This is a genomic window from Sulfitobacter sp. W027, from assembly GCF_025143985.1.
GTDB lineage: Bacteria > Pseudomonadota > Alphaproteobacteria > Rhodobacterales > Rhodobacteraceae > Sulfitobacter.
On record NZ_CP083564.1, the window covers coordinates 1 to 14,459 of the forward strand.

The window sequence follows — 14,459 nt, forward strand, 5'->3', positions numbered from 1 at the left end:
ATGACACAAGATCAATGGGGCGAGATCAAACAGCGGCTTCTAAAGACCGTGGGGCAAAACAACTACACCACCTGGATTGAGCCGCTTGTGCCTGGCGATGTTGAAGACGGTATCGTGACACTCAAAGTGCCTACGAACTTTTTCGGCAACTACGTCAGTCAGAATTTCTCGGACCTGATTTTGCATGAGATCAACGCGGCTGGCACCGATGCCACGCGGCTGAACTTCGCGCTGAACCTGCAGCCCGCCAACGCCGCCGACAAGCCCGCCCCGGCTGCGCGACAAACCACGGCTGCCGTGAAGCCCTCCGCCAATACACAGCTTAGCACCGCCCCGCTCGACCCGCGCTTCAGCTTTGACAATTTCGTCGTTGGCAAGCCCAACGAACTGGCCCATGCCGCCGCGCGCCGTGTCGCCGAAGGTGGCCCGGTCACTTTTAACCCGCTGTTCCTCTATGGCGGCGTCGGTTTGGGTAAAACGCATCTCATGCACGCCATTGCGCGCGAACTGCACGAGCGCCGCCCGGATATGAATGTGCTGTACCTTTCTGCCGAGCAATTCATGTACCGCTTCGTGCAAGCTCTGCGCGACCGCAAGATGATGGATTTCAAAGAGATCTTCCGTTCGGTCGACGTTCTGATGGTTGATGACGTCCAGTTCATCGCGGGCAAGGATTCCACCCAAGAAGAGTTCTTCCATACGTTCAACGCGCTGGTAGACCAGCACAAGCAGATCATCATCTCTGCCGACCGCGCACCGGGTGAGATCAAAGACCTCGAAGACCGCGTGAAATCACGCCTGCAATGCGGCTTGATCGTGGACCTACACCCGACGGACTATGAGCTTCGGCTCGGCATTCTGCAAAGCAAGGTCGAAGTGCAGCGCAAGACCTACCCTGACCTCGAAGTCGCCGATGGCGTTTTGGAATTCCTCGCTCATCGCATCACCTCGAACGTCCGCGTCCTCGAAGGTGCGCTGACCCGTCTGTTCGCTTTCGCCTCGCTCGTGGGCCGCGAGATCGACATGGGGCTGACGCAGGACTGTCTGGCCGACGTGCTGCGCGCCTCAGAGCGCAAAATTTCGGTCGAGGAAATCCAGCGGAAAGTGTCGGATCACTACAACATTCGTCTGAGCGATATGATCGGCCCCAAGCGCCTGCGCAGCTATGCCCGCCCGCGTCAGGTGGCGATGTATCTGTGCAAGCAAATGACCAGCCGCTCCCTGCCCGAGATTGGCCGTCGCTTTGGCGGGCGCGATCATACCACCGTCATGCACGGTGTGCGCCGGATCGAAGAACTGAAGGTTTCTGACGGTCAGATTGCCGAGGATCTGGAACTGCTGCGCCGGGCGCTCGAATCCTAAGCACTGCTGCTTGAGGGGTTGTCCTCAAGACACGGTTAAACAGCGATCAGGGGCGCAGCCTGCGCCCCTCTTGCATTCACCTCAACAAAGCCACAAAAGTTCTTGTGTAAGCGTGGGAACCGGGTAGTTTGCCTCTCCCGGCAATCGGTATTGGGAGAAGGCATATGAAATTCAGCATCGAACGCGCGGCACTGCTCAAGGCCGTTTCGCAAGCCCAATCCGTGGTCGAGCGCCGCAACACCATCCCGATTCTCGCCAACGTGCTGATCGAAGCCGAAGGCAGCGATGTCTCCTTCCGCGCCACCGATCTGGATATCGAAGTGGTCGATAAGGTCGCCGCGCAGGTGGAACGCGCCGGGGCCACCACCGTCTCAGCCACGTTGCTGCATGAGATCGTGCGCAAGCTGCCCGATGGGGCGCTGATCAACCTCACCGCTGACACTGCCGCAGGTCGCCTGACCGTCGAAGCCGGACGTTCGAACTTCTCGCTCGCAACCCTGCCGCGCGAGGATTTCCCGGTTATGGCCTCGTCGGAATATGCCTCGAACTTCTCGGCCCCTGCCCCGGTGCTGCGCCGCTTGTTCGATAAGTCGAAATTCGCCATTTCCACCGAAGAGACGCGCTATTACCTCAACGGCGTCTACCTGCACATCGCAGACGCCGAAAGCGGCAAGGCACTGCGCTGCGTGGCGACCGATGGCCACCGCCTCGCCCGGATCGACGCCGCCATGCCTGAGGGCGCGGCTGAAATGCCCGGCGTGATCGTGCCACGCAAGACCGTCGGCGAATTGCGCAAACTGCTGGATGACGACGAGATGGAGATCGCGGTTTCCGTATCAGAGACCAAGATCCGTTTCGCCACGCCCGGCATCACCCTGACCTCCAAGGTTATCGACGGCACCTTCCCCGATTACACCCGCGTGATCCCGCAGGGAAACACCCGCAAGATGGAGGTCGATGCTGCCGACTTCGCCCGTGCGGTGGACCGTGTGGCAACGGTATCCTCTGAGCGTTCGCGCGCCGTGAAACTGCAACTCGACGAAGACCGTCTGGTGCTGTCGGTCAACGCGCCTGACAGCGGTGCAGCGGAAGAAGAGCTTGCCGTTGCCTATGCTGACGAGCGGCTGGAGATCGGCTTCAATGCGAAATACCTGCTGGAAATTGCCAGCCAGGTGGACCGCGAGAACGCTGTCTTCCTGTTCAACTCGTCCGGCGACCCGACCCTGATGCGCGAAGGCAATGACACCTCGGCGGTCTATGTCGTCATGCCGATGCGCGTGTGACGCCGCCGGGAATTTTTGAAATTCCCGGACCGTTTTCTTTTAAAGAAAACGGATTTCCATGACGCAGTTGTATCTGTCCAACCTAAGCCTGTCGCACTTCCGCTCGCACCGCCGCGCGGTGATCGATATGGATGCGCGACCCGTAGCGCTCTACGGGCCGAACGGCGCGGGCAAGACCAACATCATCGAAGCAATCTCTCTGCTCTCTCCGGGGCGCGGGTTGCGGCGGACCAGTGCGCAGGACATGGCGCGGCGGCCCGAAGCTTTGGGCTGGAAGGTGACCGGGCTGTTGCACGGCCCCACCGTTCTGCATGAGATCGACATCTGGTCCGAAGCAGGTGCTGCGCGGCAGACCAAGATCGATGGCAAGGCTGCGGCGCAGACCGGGCTGGGGCGCATTGCGCGGGTGCTTTGGCTGATCCCGGCAATGGACAGGCTTTGGATCGAAGGGGCCGAGGGGCGGCGGCGGTTTCTAGATCGCGTGACGCTGTCGATGTTGCCGGATCATGCCGAACTGTCACTTAGTTATGAAAAGGCCATGCGCGAACGCAACCGGCTGCTCAAGGACATGGTGCGCGAGCCTGCGTGGTACACCGCACTTGAGGCCCGCATGGCCGAGACCGGAGCGCAGATTCACGCCAACCGCTTGCAGGCTTTGGCCGCCCTTGAGGCCGCACAGGAAGAGGCGCAGACCGCTTTCCCCATCGCAACGCTCGCGCTGCTGAACGACATGCCCGAAAGCGCCGAGGCCCTACGCCGAGCGCTGTCAGACAACCGGATGCGCGATCTTGCCGCTGGGCGCACGCTGATCGGCCCACACCGCGCCGATCTTGAGGGCACCTATGCCGCCAAGGGCATCGCCGCGCGGGATTGTTCCACCGGAGAGCAGAAAGCGCTGCTGGTGTCACTCATCCTCGCCAATGCCCGCGCCATCGCTGCCGATTTCGGCGCCCCGCCTCTGCTGCTGCTGGACGAAGTGGCCGCCCATCTCGACGCCACCCGCCGCGCAGCGCTTTATGATGAGATTTGCGCCTTGGGTGCGCAGGCGTGGATGACCGGCACAGGGCCTGAACTGTTCGAAAGCCTCGGCGACCGAGCGCAATATGTCGAAGTCACCGAGGAAGACGGTCTATCGAAGGTGGAGGTCATGCCGTGACCCTCACCCCGAGCGATCTGCTGCTCTACTGCGGTGCGCTGCTGATCCTTTTCTTGACCCCCGGCCCGGTTTGGCTGGCCCTGATGGCGCGGGCACTCTCTGGTGGGTTTCAGGCGGCATGGCCGCTCGCCCTTGGCGTGGCGATTGGCGATATTCTTTGGCCGCTTGTGGCGGTGCTGGGCATCACGTGGGTTCTCTCGGTCTTTGATACGATGATGGAGGTGCTACGCTGGATCGCAAGCGGGGTGTTCATTCTGATGGGCGTGGCGCTGATCCGGCAGGCGGGCGACAAGATCACCACCGACAGCCGCCTCACCCGCCCCGGCATGTGGTCCGGCTTCATCGCGGGCATCGTCGCGATCCTCGGCAATCCGAAAGCTGTGCTGTTCTACATCGGCGTGCTGCCGGGGTTCTTTGATCTGCGCAGCGTCACCGCCCCGGACATTGCCGCAATCCTTGCCGTGTCGGTCCTCATCCCCATGATCGGCAACCTGTCCATCGCGCTTTTGGTCGGCCATGTGCGTGGTTTTCTGACCGCGCCGCGCACCCTGCGGCGGATCAATCTCATCTCCGGCGCCATGCTGGTTTTCGTAGGCCTTGTGATCCCCTTCGCCTGACACAAAATCTTGTGTCATTCGCGTGACAATGCCGGGTTAAAACACTATAAATCGGGCAAACGAGAAGGGTTATTTCCGCATGTCCGATACCGCGCAGACACCACAGGAATACGGCGCCGATTCCATCAAGGTTCTCAAAGGGTTGGAGGCTGTCCGCAAACGCCCCGGCATGTATATCGGGGACACCGATGACGGCTCCGGCCTGCACCACATGGTCTATGAGGTCGTGGACAACGGGATTGACGAAGCACTGGCCGGTCATGCCGATGCGGTGACGGTCACGATCCACGAAGATTCCAGCGTTTCCGTCAGCGATAATGGCCGTGGGATTCCGGTTGGCATCCACGAGGAAGAGGGCGTTTCCGCCGCCGAGGTCATCATGACCCAGCTACACGCAGGCGGTAAGTTCGACAGCAACTCCTACAAAGTCTCGGGCGGTCTGCACGGGGTCGGCGTCTCGGTCGTGAACGCGCTGTCTGACTGGCTGGAACTGCGCATCTGGCGCGAGGGCAAGGAGCATATCGCCCGCTTTGAAGGCGGCTTCACTGCCAAGCACCTCGAAGTTGTAGGCGAGACCGACCGCACTGGCACCGAAGTCCGTTTCATGGCCTCGACCGACACGTTCTCGAACCTCGAATACAGCTTCGAGACACTGGAAAAGCGCCTGCGTGAATTGGCCTTCCTGAACTCCGGTGTGCGCATCATCCTTAATGATGAACGCCCTGTCGAGCCGCTGCGGACGGAGCTGTTCTACGAAGGCGGGGTGAAGGAATTCGTTAAATACCTCGACCGGCACAAGTCTTCGGTCATGCCCGAGCCAATCTTCATCACCGGTGAGCGTGACGACATCGGCATCGAAGTGGCGATGTGGTGGAACGACAGCTACCATGAGAACGTGCTGCCCTTCACCAACAACATTCCACAGCGCGATGGCGGCACGCATATGGCGGGCTTTCGCGGCGCGCTGACGCGGACGATCAACAGCTACGCCCAGACCAGCGGCATCGCCAAGCGCGAGAAGATCAACTTCACCGGTGACGACGCCCGCGAGGGCCTCACCTGTGTGCTCTCGGTCAAGGTGCCGGACCCGAAGTTCTCCTCTCAGACGAAAGACAAGCTGGTCTCGTCCGAAGTCCGTCCTGCGGTCGAAGGTCTGGTGAACGAAAAGCTGGCGGAATGGTTCGAAGAGAACCCTACTGAGGCCAAGCAGATCGTTGGTAAGATCGTCGAAGCTGCACAGGCCCGCGAGGCAGCCCGCAAGGCACGCGAACTAACGCGCCGCAAATCGGCGATGGACGTGAACTTCCTTGCCGGGAAGCTCAAAGATTGCTCGGAAAAAGACCCGTCGAAAACCGAAGTCTTCCTCGTTGAGGGTGACAGCGCCGGTGGCTCCGCCCAGACCGGCCGCGACCGGCAGACGCAAGCGATCCTGCCGTTGAAGGGTAAGATTCTCAACGTCGAACGCGCGCGGTTCGACCGGATGCTGGGAAGCCAAGAGATCGGCAACCTCGTCATGGCGCTTGGCACCGGGATCGGGCGGGACGAGTTCAACCTATCCAAGCTGCGCTACCACAAGATCGTCATCATGACCGACGCCGACGTCGACGGCGCGCACATCCGGACGCTCTTGCTGACCTTCTTCTACCGCCAGATGCCTGAGCTGATCGAAAACGGTCACCTCTACATCGCGCAGCCGCCGCTCTACAAAGTGTCGCGTGGCAAGTCCGAAGTTTACCTCAAGGACCAAGCGGCGATGGAAGATTATCTGATCCAGCAGGGCGTCGACGGCGCAATGCTGCGTCAGGGCAACGGTGAAGAGATCAGCGGCCAAGACCTGACCCGTGTGGTCGACATGGCCCGCCAGTTGCGCCGCGTTCTGGAAGCCTTCCCGACGCATTACCCGCGCCACATTCTCGAACAGGCCGCCATCGCCGGGGCCTTCGTCGATGGCGCGGTGGACAGCGATCTGCAAGGTGTGGCTGACAAGGTGGCCGACCGTCTGAACCTGATCGCGCTGGAATATGAGCGCGGCTGGCAGGGCCGCATCACCCAAGACCACGGCATCCGCCTCGCCCGCATTCTGCGCGGCGTCGAAGAGGTGCGCACGCTGGATGGCCGCATGATGCGTTCCGGCGAGGCGAAGAAATCCGGTAGCTTCACCAAGCACCTTCAAGAGGTCTACGACCAGCCTGCCACGCTTGTGCGCAAAGACCGCAGCCAGTTGATCCACGGTCCCATGGACCTGCTCGACGCGATCCTCGCTGAGGGTGAGAAGGGCTTGTCGTTGCAGCGCTACAAAGGTCTGGGCGAGATGAACCCCGATCAGCTATGGGAGACCACTCTGGACCCCGACGCCCGCACCCTGCTGCAGGTGCGCGTGGAGGATATGGCCGAGGCCGACGATCTCTTTACCAAACTGATGGGAGATGTGGTCGAGCCGCGGCGCGAGTTCATCCAGAAGAACGCCCTGAGCGTGGAGAACCTGGATTTTTAAGGGAATGTAGGATCGCGTGTAATCATGCGCGATCCCCATAAGTTTGCGCAGTTTGCCCAATGGTTTGCGCGCAGGGAAGAGGGACCTCTATCTCGGCTTGGGCGTTGCACATAGAGGAAATTAGCGATGTTATTTGGCAGGGGTTGTCTTTTTAGATGGGCAGGAAACGCTGCTCTCCGAAATTTCTTGGTTTTTGTCTCAGCTTACAATGATTGGCTTCCCGAGTTCAAAGCGCAATTGATCAGGCTTTTTATCGAGACTGGGAATCACGAAGTGTGCGGTGTGAGCGACAGCTTCAAGAAAATCCAATACTTCATTATCGGGAATATTCCTCGTCATTAGGTGCCTTACGGAGATGGGGGCACCATCCAGGCCTTCGACCAATCCGACCCCAAGCAGGCCGGCGAAACCTGGCGGCATATCGCCGAGCAGCTCCGCACCCGTTGGCCCAAGCTGGCCGACCTGATGGACGAGAGTGAGCACGATGTTCTGGCCTATATGGGATTCCCACGCCAGCACCGCACGAAGCTGCACTCGACCAACCCGATCGAGTTTTTGAACAAGGAGGTGAAACGCCGCGCGGACGTGGTGGGGATCTTCCCGAACGAGGCCTCCATCATCCGCCTGATCGGCGCGGTGCTGTTCGAGCACAACGACGAGTGGCAGACGGTAAGCCGCTACATGTTGGTCGAGGCTTTCGCGGAAATCGACGCAGCGGAGACCGACCCCATTCTCAGCATCACAACCCAGACCGCCTGATCATGCACTCAGGCCACCCGGGAAATTACACCATCTTGACGGACGTGCCGGAATAAAAGGCGATCGCAGCTTCGAATAACGCTTGGTGCATATTCATGTCAGATATGTCCCTTCGAGCACTCGAACAATCTTCTGCGCACTCGAATTGGCTCCTGCTGACTGGAGGTTCACGAGCACATATGTCCACGTGGACAGTCTCTCATATCCAAGCGGATTAAGTTCAAACCCCTCTTCAAGAATACTGGCCTGTGGTCTGGAAACTGGACATATTGCCGCCAAATACCGCTCGTAGACAATTCTATCAGCATCAGGCAGAACTTATTCATGAAACTCGCCCAAGTTCAAAATTCTGGCAAGAGAACAATGCCAAATCCACAGCGTTGCGCCATGGTTCAACTCGGCATTCACCATGGATGACCTCCAGCGTCACTTCTACCGACTGCACTTTCGCACTGCATTTCTCGAACGGAAGGGAGCGGCCTTTGAAGATCTGTTCTCACGGATCATGGGACACGCTTATCCGGGCGATTTCGAGCCCGTTCGGCCCTATGGCAAGCTGGGCGATCTCAAATGCGACGGCTATCGAGCGAGCGACAAGACCGTCTTTCAGTGCTACGGTCCCAGCACGCCTACTCTCGACAAGCTTCTCGCCAAGATAAGGCGGGACTTCAAAGGGGCCGTCGCGCATTGGGCGGATCGCATGATGAGATGGTCCCTTGTGCACAATTCGGATAGCGGCCTTCCGGCGCCGGCGACCCAACTTCTCGCGGACTTCCGACAATCTCACCCCGATCTCTACGTCGGTGAAACAGGCTATGCCGAGTTGTTCGACACCGCGATGGGCTTGGCAGTGCCGAAGCTGGAAGACCTTTTTGGCCCCGTGCCTTCGCAACGCACGCTGGCGTCTCTCGACTTCGAGGCGCTGCGCCCTGTCGTTACCTCAATTCAACGCATGGACCCGGGCGGCGCCCCTCCACTTCTCGCCCCCTCACCCTCCAAACTCGCGGCAAACGATCTGTCCGACGACGCGGCCGGGATGCTTCGCCTGGGTCGACGGCGCGAACCGCTTGTAGAAGCGTTCCTTGACCGCTATCCCGACCCAAGCTTCGGCGAGGAGATCGCCCAAGGATTCCGCGAGCGCTATCGTGTCCTGAAAAATGAAGGTCGCAGCTCAGAGGCAATCTTCGTCGCGTTGCAGGACTTCGCGGGCGGCATGTTCGGCACAGCTGCACGACAAGCAGCGGTTTTGGCAGTGCTGTCCTATTTCTTCGAGAGGTGCGATATCTTCGAAGATCACCCAAAAGGGACTAAAGGTGCATGATCCTGCCCACGAAGCATATCCGTCCAGAGCGAGCGTTGCTGACCATCGGCGCAGAAATTCTCGCAGCTTTGCGCGGTCCGATGACGGTGTCACGGGTCTGGGACGAAGTGCGCCGTAGACGGGGTGGGTCGGTGGAGCACGCGCCGATCGCTTACGATTGGTTCGTCCTTGCGCTTGACCTGCTCTTCGCGATGAAGGCTGTGGAATTCGAGGGCGGACTACTCCGGAAAGGCACTGAATGATCCACGCTGTCACAAGCGACTTACCGAGCTTTAAGTCGCTCACATTCCGGCCGGGGCTGAATGTGCTCATCGCCGAGAAAAGCGCCGGTGCCAATGACCGTCAGTCCCGCAACGGCGCGGGCAAGACGAGCTTCGTGGAGCTGATACACTTCCTCTTCGGAGGTAGGGCTAAACCCGAAAGCATCTTCCGGTCGGACACGCTGTCCGCGGCCACGTTCGAGGCGCAAATCGACCTCGGAGGGCATACCGTCTCGGTTGCCCGGTCGGGATCGAAGCCGAGCCGCATCCGGGTGCTGGGGGCGGCGGAGCAATGGCCTATCCCGCCCGTCATCGACGACAAAACCGGTTATCTCGTTTTGTCAAACGAGAACTGGAAGACGAACCTCGGCGCACTCTTGTTCGGGCTGCCCCTTGATCCCGATCCGCAACGGCGGTTTGCCCCGGCGTTTCGGTCCCTGTTCTCTTACTTTGCAAGGAGGCAGGGCAGCGGCGGTTTCGCGCGGCATACACAGCATTCGGGGCAGCAGCAGACTTGGGATCAGCAGGTGGCGGTGTCCTACCTTCTCGGGCTTGAAGCCGGCATCGCGCAGGAATTTCAGGAGACCCGAGCCCAGGAGAAGGCAATGGGCGAATTACGGAAGGCTGCTAAGCAGGGCGATCTGGGGCGGTTCTACGGCAATGCCGCCGACTTCCGCACCCGTCTCGCTGTGGCGCAGACACGGGCCCGGCGACTCCGGGGACAGATAGAAGCCTTCAACGTGGTTCCAGAGTTCGCGGAGATGGAGCGGGAGGCGACCGAGATCACGCTGGCGATAACTGCTCTGAACAATGACAACTTGATCGACCGGGAGCTAATCGACCAACTTACGGCGGCGCTCGATGACGAGCGGCCGCCCGCAACGGACGACGTCGGGCGACTCTATGCAGAGGCCGGGGTTGTGCTGCCTGGCACTGTAGGACGTCGTTTCGAGGAGGTCGCACAGTTCCACGCAGCGATCGTCCGCAACAGGCGAGCGCATTTATCGAGCGAGATCGATGCTGCCGAGGCACGGATAATCGTGCGCGACGGCGAGCGCGCCGAACTGGACCGCCGCCGCGGACAACTGATGGGCATCTTGCAGTCCGGCGGCGCTCTCGAGCATTACAACAGGCTCCAGGAGGAAGTCGGGCGAGCGGAGGCAAACGTCGAAACCCTTCGCCAGCAACTCGACATAGCCGAGCGAATCGAGAGCACAAAAGTGCAGTTAGAGATCGAGCGCGCCCGACTACTTCAGGCGCTACAGAACGACTTTCATGAGCGGGATTCGGTAGTCGAGGAGGCGATCGTGCTGTTCGAAGAGTTGTCGAACGCGCTCTACGAGCAAGCGGGAAGCCTGACGATTGCGCCTACTGCGAATGGACCAACCTTTGACGTGAAGATCGACTCCCAGCGAAGCAAAGGCATCAGCAACATGCAGATTTTCTGCTTCGACATGATGCTCGCCACGCTCGCCACTCGCCGCGGCCTTGGGCCGGGGTTCCTGATTCATGATAGTCACCTTTTTGATGGCGTAGATACACGCCAGGTTGCGAAAGCGTTACAGCTCGGAGCCGACCAAGCTGAGGCGCAAGGGTTCCAGTATCTCGTGACTATGAACTCCGACGCCTTGCCTAAAGAAGGATTCCGCGAAGGGTTTGACATTCATGCGTTCGTAAACCCGACTGTCCTAACCGACGAGCTGAGAACTGGCGGGCTGTTTGGGGTTCATTTCGAGTAGCCAATCGCATTTGGATGGGAGAAGACGATGAGCTGGGAACTACGGCAAAGGTCATAATTATCCACTTTTTTGAACCTCTTTTTATCTGGTAACCTGCACTCGAGACGGCCGCTACCGCACGCAGCACGAACGACAGTTTTAACCGTCCGTGACGCCGCGAGATTGAGCGAAACGCGGTTGTTCGCCGCTGATGCGCAGAAGCCCCCCACCGCCTCGAAGAAGCGTGCACTCAACCGGAAATCCGGATCGTGGTCAGCTTGGTCATCACACAGCCAAGATCTACAGCTCTTGTTGAGGGGGCCTAATGCACGATTTTACCGACGGCAAAGTCTGGGAAAAACATGGTTCACTTATGCCAAAGTCTTAAATGAACGTAAACTCATAGGTCAAGCTCGGCTGCTGGTTGCTTGTCCTTGAATCTTTTTGTCAAGTCATCCTTAATTGCCTCAGGCAGGGAAATCCAGTTTCCTTGAAAGCAGCTGAGGTTGATGTCACTAATGTGTTCAGCTGCATCTTGGAACACATTCACGGCTGCCCGAACGGTAGTTATATCTTCAACCAGTTCCTCGGGGGCAGTGGCGGATGTGATTGAGTGAATTGCGGTCCCATGGGCAACGCCAGACAGAACGGCGTAGCAGTCTTCATTCCTACGATTTCTGTGGGCAACCAGAGTTTTGAATCTTTTTTCGAACTCAGGATAGAAATCTTTGAGGTATTTCTTATTAACCCCAGGAAGATTTGGCTGATTTCTAAAATCAGTCACTCCGCGCCATTCCACAGGATGATCTTTGTAATAAAGAAATTGTAGGCTTAATTCATAATGTGCACGAAGAGATAAAATTGCTGGCCGAACCAAGCCAATCGCTAAAAGGGACACCGCTTCAACAGCCGTGCCATATGCACCTTTCAGCAATAGATCGCAGTGCTGACTATCACTGTCCGCAAGATGCAATGCAGCCCATGTAAGGGACAAAGTCATATGATGCTTGCATTTGTTAGCCGAAGGGGTATTCGCTTTAACTTGTCCGGAAACCATTGCAGCAAAAGACTCATATTGCTTTTGTGTCATCGCAGTTTCCAATCGGAGCCTTTTCCCTCGTAACGCTCATGGCGGATCTTCATAGTGGCATGGTAAATTTCGGCTTCAGAAAAGCGCTTTACCATTCTTTTTAGCCAGACCCGCAGACCCCTCCGAGAATCAAAGCTCGGCACATCAGATAGTTCTCGCGGGCTGTTCCTGGAAATACTTGCTGCGAGCGCGTCCGCAAACTGCTGGACAGACAGCCGAAGTTCTCCTTTCCTGATGCGATCAAGTTCCATATAGAAATCCTCGGAACTAATGTCATAACTGGACCGCTCACGCGAATTCTCCATTATCAATGAAATGGAGTTTACCACCTCATCCTCGATATCTCGGACTATCTCTAAGAACGTAGTCGGATCGGTATCCCTTACTAAGTCGTGGAATGACTTTAAGTCTTTCTCGCTGAGACGAGCCAGCGCAATGGCTGAAAGCGCTCTATCGACACCCCTTTGTGTCATTCTAAATTCCCCAAACTCTGCCTGAGATTTCCGATACAATCTTTCCGATTTCCGTTTTTAGGACCCCCGAATAGGGACCACCTCGATCCGTAGCAAAGCCAGTGTAGCTCGGGTCAGCTAAGAGGTGTTTGCTTTGAACCAGGCGGTTCACGAGAACCTTGGGACCAAATTTCGCGTGTGCTCTTAGCTCAACTTCGACTGGGCATGCTGGATCGTAACGCTGCACGCCATTTATCAGGATCATGTGATCTGGCGACAATCCAAGGTGATTAAATAGCTGATCCACCAAGCCAACCCCAAGAACCGAGAATTTGTCCAACCTTACTGGGGACAGGACACTTGTTGAGTTTTCAAGTGCGCATTTCGTTACGAACGAGCTGCTCGGGTTGCAATCGAGAACTATCAGGTCGTAGTCCGTCCGAGCTTGGGAAATGAATCGCTTAAAGTAATTTCCTGCACTCTTCAGCTGGCTGGCGCTATCGATCATTGAGTATTTTACCAGCTCGAATGAGCCAGCCAGCAAATCGATTCGTGCCTTCTTCCCATTCCCAATTTTTCGCAGCAGGGTAGCAACATCTTCGGCCTTCGGAGGCGGCTGATCAGACTTTTTTACCTTAAAGAAGTCTTGCGACGGCAAAGGCTCGAAGCACGACATAACAGTTTTGCCCTCTTCGATTACCATGTCATACTTTGACTGTGTAATTACTGTCTGTGTTAGGTTGTATTGAGCGTCCAAATCAATCAGAAGAACCTTCTTCTGTAGTCTCTGATACAGAACGCGCATTACATGTGCAGACGTGGTAGTCTTACCAACACCACCCTTCATGTTCAAAATTGATATTACCGGAGCCGACATCAGCAAGAACCTTTATTACCTTGTTATCAACATACATCCATCCCAGATCGATTGAACACCAGAAACTCACGGGCGCGGCCCGAGACCTTGCCTTTGGTGCTCTGCGGCACCCGAGTTAGTTGACTGGAAGTGCGCAGAGCTACCGCTGCAACGGCTTGCTGGCGCAGCGAAGACCATGCGCACACCGGTTCGCGAGTTGGCGGGCAGAAGGTCTGCTCGGAAAATTTTCATTTGGGCGAGTGCCTGACGAGATGGCCGATTGCGAACGACTGCATTAAGCCGAGTGGGACTTGCCCCCGATCTCTCATGCGTCGGTCGAGGAATTGCGAGGCGGCTGGCGGTCTTCGATACCGAGATCGAGATCCCTTGGGATGCGTCCCCTCGCCTTCGCAAATGCATCTCTGAATGCATCTTCGCTATCGATCTCCTTGTCAGAGATAAGCAGTGCCAGATGACCCCCGCATGCATCAATGTAGCGCTCGATCGACTGAAGGCTCGGCACTGACCCAGACAAAGCTTCCAGCCTTGCAATCATCGACTGCGTCATTCCAGCGGCCGCAGCCACTTCGTCCTGTGTTAGTCCTCTTGCATCTCGCAGCGCGCGTAGCCTGACAGCGATCCCGCGCTTGAGGGCGTTCTTGGCTTGGTGCCCCGCGAGATCTGGGTGCGCGCGGCGGAGCTCGGTTTGAAGAGACCTGTAATTTCCGGCCATGATCAACACCTCCACAATGGACGCTTATTATAGCACATTTGCTATATTCATCACAGAGGTTTCGCAGTGGTCCGCTCAATAGTTTTGACCAGTGCCGCCTAAACTGGGACAGCCAATCTGGAAGGAGTCCTCTTTTACGGTGTCTCTGCGCGCATAATCTCCGGAAGATTCTGTCGAATAATTTACCTCTGAACCGAATCATACCCGTTTCTTCTATCAACGCGCTTTTTCTCGAATAGACCTATAGGGCTAATTTCTGTGTTCAAATTTGGGCAGCCTCGGAACGGAAACCTCCTGAGATCGCTGCATCAGCTTCGCCGGACAGAGAAAAGATTCAATTCAAAACAGCTACTTGTGA

12 protein-coding genes and 1 pseudogene are annotated in these 14,459 nt (G+C 57.5%); 9 read left to right on the forward strand and 4 right to left on the reverse strand.

What is annotated here, in order from left to right; translation table 11 throughout:
- The 9 genes and pseudogenes from dnaA to K3759_RS00045 all read left to right on the forward strand — a co-directional run bounded on the left by dnaA (position 1) and on the right by K3759_RS00045 (position 10,991).
- Positions 1–1,362: a chromosomal replication initiator protein DnaA gene (gene dnaA, locus K3759_RS00005; protein WP_259983453.1), complete on the forward strand. Its 1,362-nt coding sequence runs from the start codon at positions 1–3 to the stop codon at positions 1,360–1,362.
- A gap of 164 nt (positions 1,363–1,526) precedes the next feature.
- The gene (gene dnaN / locus K3759_RS00010) at positions 1,527–2,645 is read left to right on the forward strand and encodes a DNA polymerase III subunit beta (RefSeq protein WP_259983454.1); all 1,119 of its coding nucleotides are present in this window, start codon (positions 1,527–1,529) and stop codon (positions 2,643–2,645) included.
- 58 nt (positions 2,646–2,703) lie between these two features.
- Positions 2,704–3,801, forward strand: coding sequence for a DNA replication/repair protein RecF (recF, locus tag K3759_RS00015; protein WP_259983455.1), 1,098 nt, complete (start codon positions 2,704–2,706; stop codon positions 3,799–3,801).
- Positions 3,798–4,418 (forward strand): LysE family translocator, encoded by a 621-nt coding sequence (locus tag K3759_RS00020; protein ID WP_259983456.1) that lies wholly within the window; start codon positions 3,798–3,800, stop codon positions 4,416–4,418. The genes recF and K3759_RS00020 overlap by 4 nt, the downstream gene beginning before the upstream one ends.
- 79 nt (positions 4,419–4,497) lie before the next feature.
- On the forward strand, positions 4,498–6,912 hold the full coding sequence (gyrB, locus tag K3759_RS00025; RefSeq protein ID WP_259983457.1) for a DNA topoisomerase (ATP-hydrolyzing) subunit B: 2,415 nt from the start codon (positions 4,498–4,500) through the stop codon (positions 6,910–6,912).
- A 369-nt stretch (positions 6,913–7,281) separates the two neighbouring features.
- Positions 7,282–7,671 (forward strand): annotated as a pseudogene (locus tag K3759_RS00030) (transposase); the annotation flags it as partial.
- Positions 7,672–8,080: 409 nt separating this feature from the next.
- The gene (locus tag K3759_RS00035) at positions 8,081–8,992 is read left to right on the forward strand and encodes an ABC-three component system protein (protein WP_259983458.1); all 912 of its coding nucleotides are present in this window, start codon (positions 8,081–8,083) and stop codon (positions 8,990–8,992) included.
- Positions 8,989–9,234 carry an ABC-three component system middle component 6 gene (locus K3759_RS00040; protein ID WP_259983459.1) on the forward strand — a complete coding sequence of 82 codons (246 nt, stop codon included), beginning with the start codon at positions 8,989–8,991 and terminating at the stop codon, positions 9,232–9,234. The genes K3759_RS00035 and K3759_RS00040 overlap by 4 nt, the downstream gene beginning before the upstream one ends.
- Entirely contained in the window at positions 9,231–10,991 is a 1,761-nt protein-coding gene (locus K3759_RS00045; RefSeq protein WP_259983460.1) for an ABC-three component system protein, read from the forward strand. Before K3759_RS00040 ends, K3759_RS00045 begins: the two co-directional genes overlap by 4 nt.
- Before the next feature lie 379 nt (positions 10,992–11,370).
- Here the strand turns inward: K3759_RS00045 and K3759_RS00050 are convergent, their stop codons facing one another.
- The 4 genes from K3759_RS00050 to K3759_RS00065 form a co-directional block, all read right to left on the reverse strand.
- Positions 11,371–12,060 carry a hypothetical protein gene (locus tag K3759_RS00050; RefSeq protein ID WP_259983461.1) on the reverse strand — a complete coding sequence of 230 codons (690 nt, stop codon included), beginning with the start codon at positions 12,058–12,060 and terminating at the stop codon, positions 11,371–11,373.
- Positions 12,057–12,533 (reverse strand): hypothetical protein, encoded by a 477-nt coding sequence (locus K3759_RS00055; protein ID WP_259983462.1) that lies wholly within the window; start codon positions 12,531–12,533, stop codon positions 12,057–12,059. Before K3759_RS00055 ends, K3759_RS00050 begins: the two co-directional genes overlap by 4 nt.
- A gap of 1 nt (position 12,534) precedes the next feature.
- Complete coding sequence (locus K3759_RS00060) at positions 12,535–13,389, reverse strand: ParA family protein (RefSeq protein ID WP_311199012.1); 855 nt, start codon at positions 13,387–13,389, stop codon at positions 12,535–12,537.
- Positions 13,390–13,693: 304 nt separating this feature from the next.
- Positions 13,694–14,101, reverse strand: a complete 408-nt coding sequence (locus tag K3759_RS00065; RefSeq protein ID WP_259983463.1) for a helix-turn-helix domain-containing protein — start codon at positions 14,099–14,101, stop codon at positions 13,694–13,696.
- Positions 14,102–14,459: the final 358 nt, after the last annotated feature.

What these genes read in the sequence shown, in the direction of transcription:
- K3759_RS00040 (WP_259983459.1), top strand. Translation starts at nt 8,989, where the DNA reads ATGATCCTGCCCACGAAGCATATCCGTCCAGAGCGAGCGTTGCTGACC.
- K3759_RS00060 (WP_311199012.1), bottom strand. Translation starts at nt 13,389, where the DNA reads ATGTCGGCTCCGGTAATATCAATTTTGAACATGAAGGGTGGTGTTGGT.
- K3759_RS00045 (WP_259983460.1), top strand. Translation starts at nt 9,231, where the DNA reads ATGATCCACGCTGTCACAAGCGACTTACCGAGCTTTAAGTCGCTCACA.
- K3759_RS00035 (WP_259983458.1), top strand. Translation starts at nt 8,081, where the DNA reads ATGGATGACCTCCAGCGTCACTTCTACCGACTGCACTTTCGCACTGCA.
- gyrB (WP_259983457.1), top strand. Translation starts at nt 4,498, where the DNA reads ATGTCCGATACCGCGCAGACACCACAGGAATACGGCGCCGATTCCATC.
- dnaN (WP_259983454.1), top strand. Translation starts at nt 1,527, where the DNA reads ATGAAATTCAGCATCGAACGCGCGGCACTGCTCAAGGCCGTTTCGCAA.
- recF (WP_259983455.1), top strand. Translation starts at nt 2,704, where the DNA reads ATGACGCAGTTGTATCTGTCCAACCTAAGCCTGTCGCACTTCCGCTCG.
- dnaA (WP_259983453.1), top strand. Translation starts at nt 1, where the DNA reads ATGACACAAGATCAATGGGGCGAGATCAAACAGCGGCTTCTAAAGACC.
- K3759_RS00055 (WP_259983462.1), bottom strand. Translation starts at nt 12,533, where the DNA reads ATGACACAAAGGGGTGTCGATAGAGCGCTTTCAGCCATTGCGCTGGCT.
- K3759_RS00065 (WP_259983463.1), bottom strand. Translation starts at nt 14,101, where the DNA reads ATGGCCGGAAATTACAGGTCTCTTCAAACCGAGCTCCGCCGCGCGCAC.
- K3759_RS00050 (WP_259983461.1), bottom strand. Translation starts at nt 12,060, where the DNA reads ATGACACAAAAGCAATATGAGTCTTTTGCTGCAATGGTTTCCGGACAA.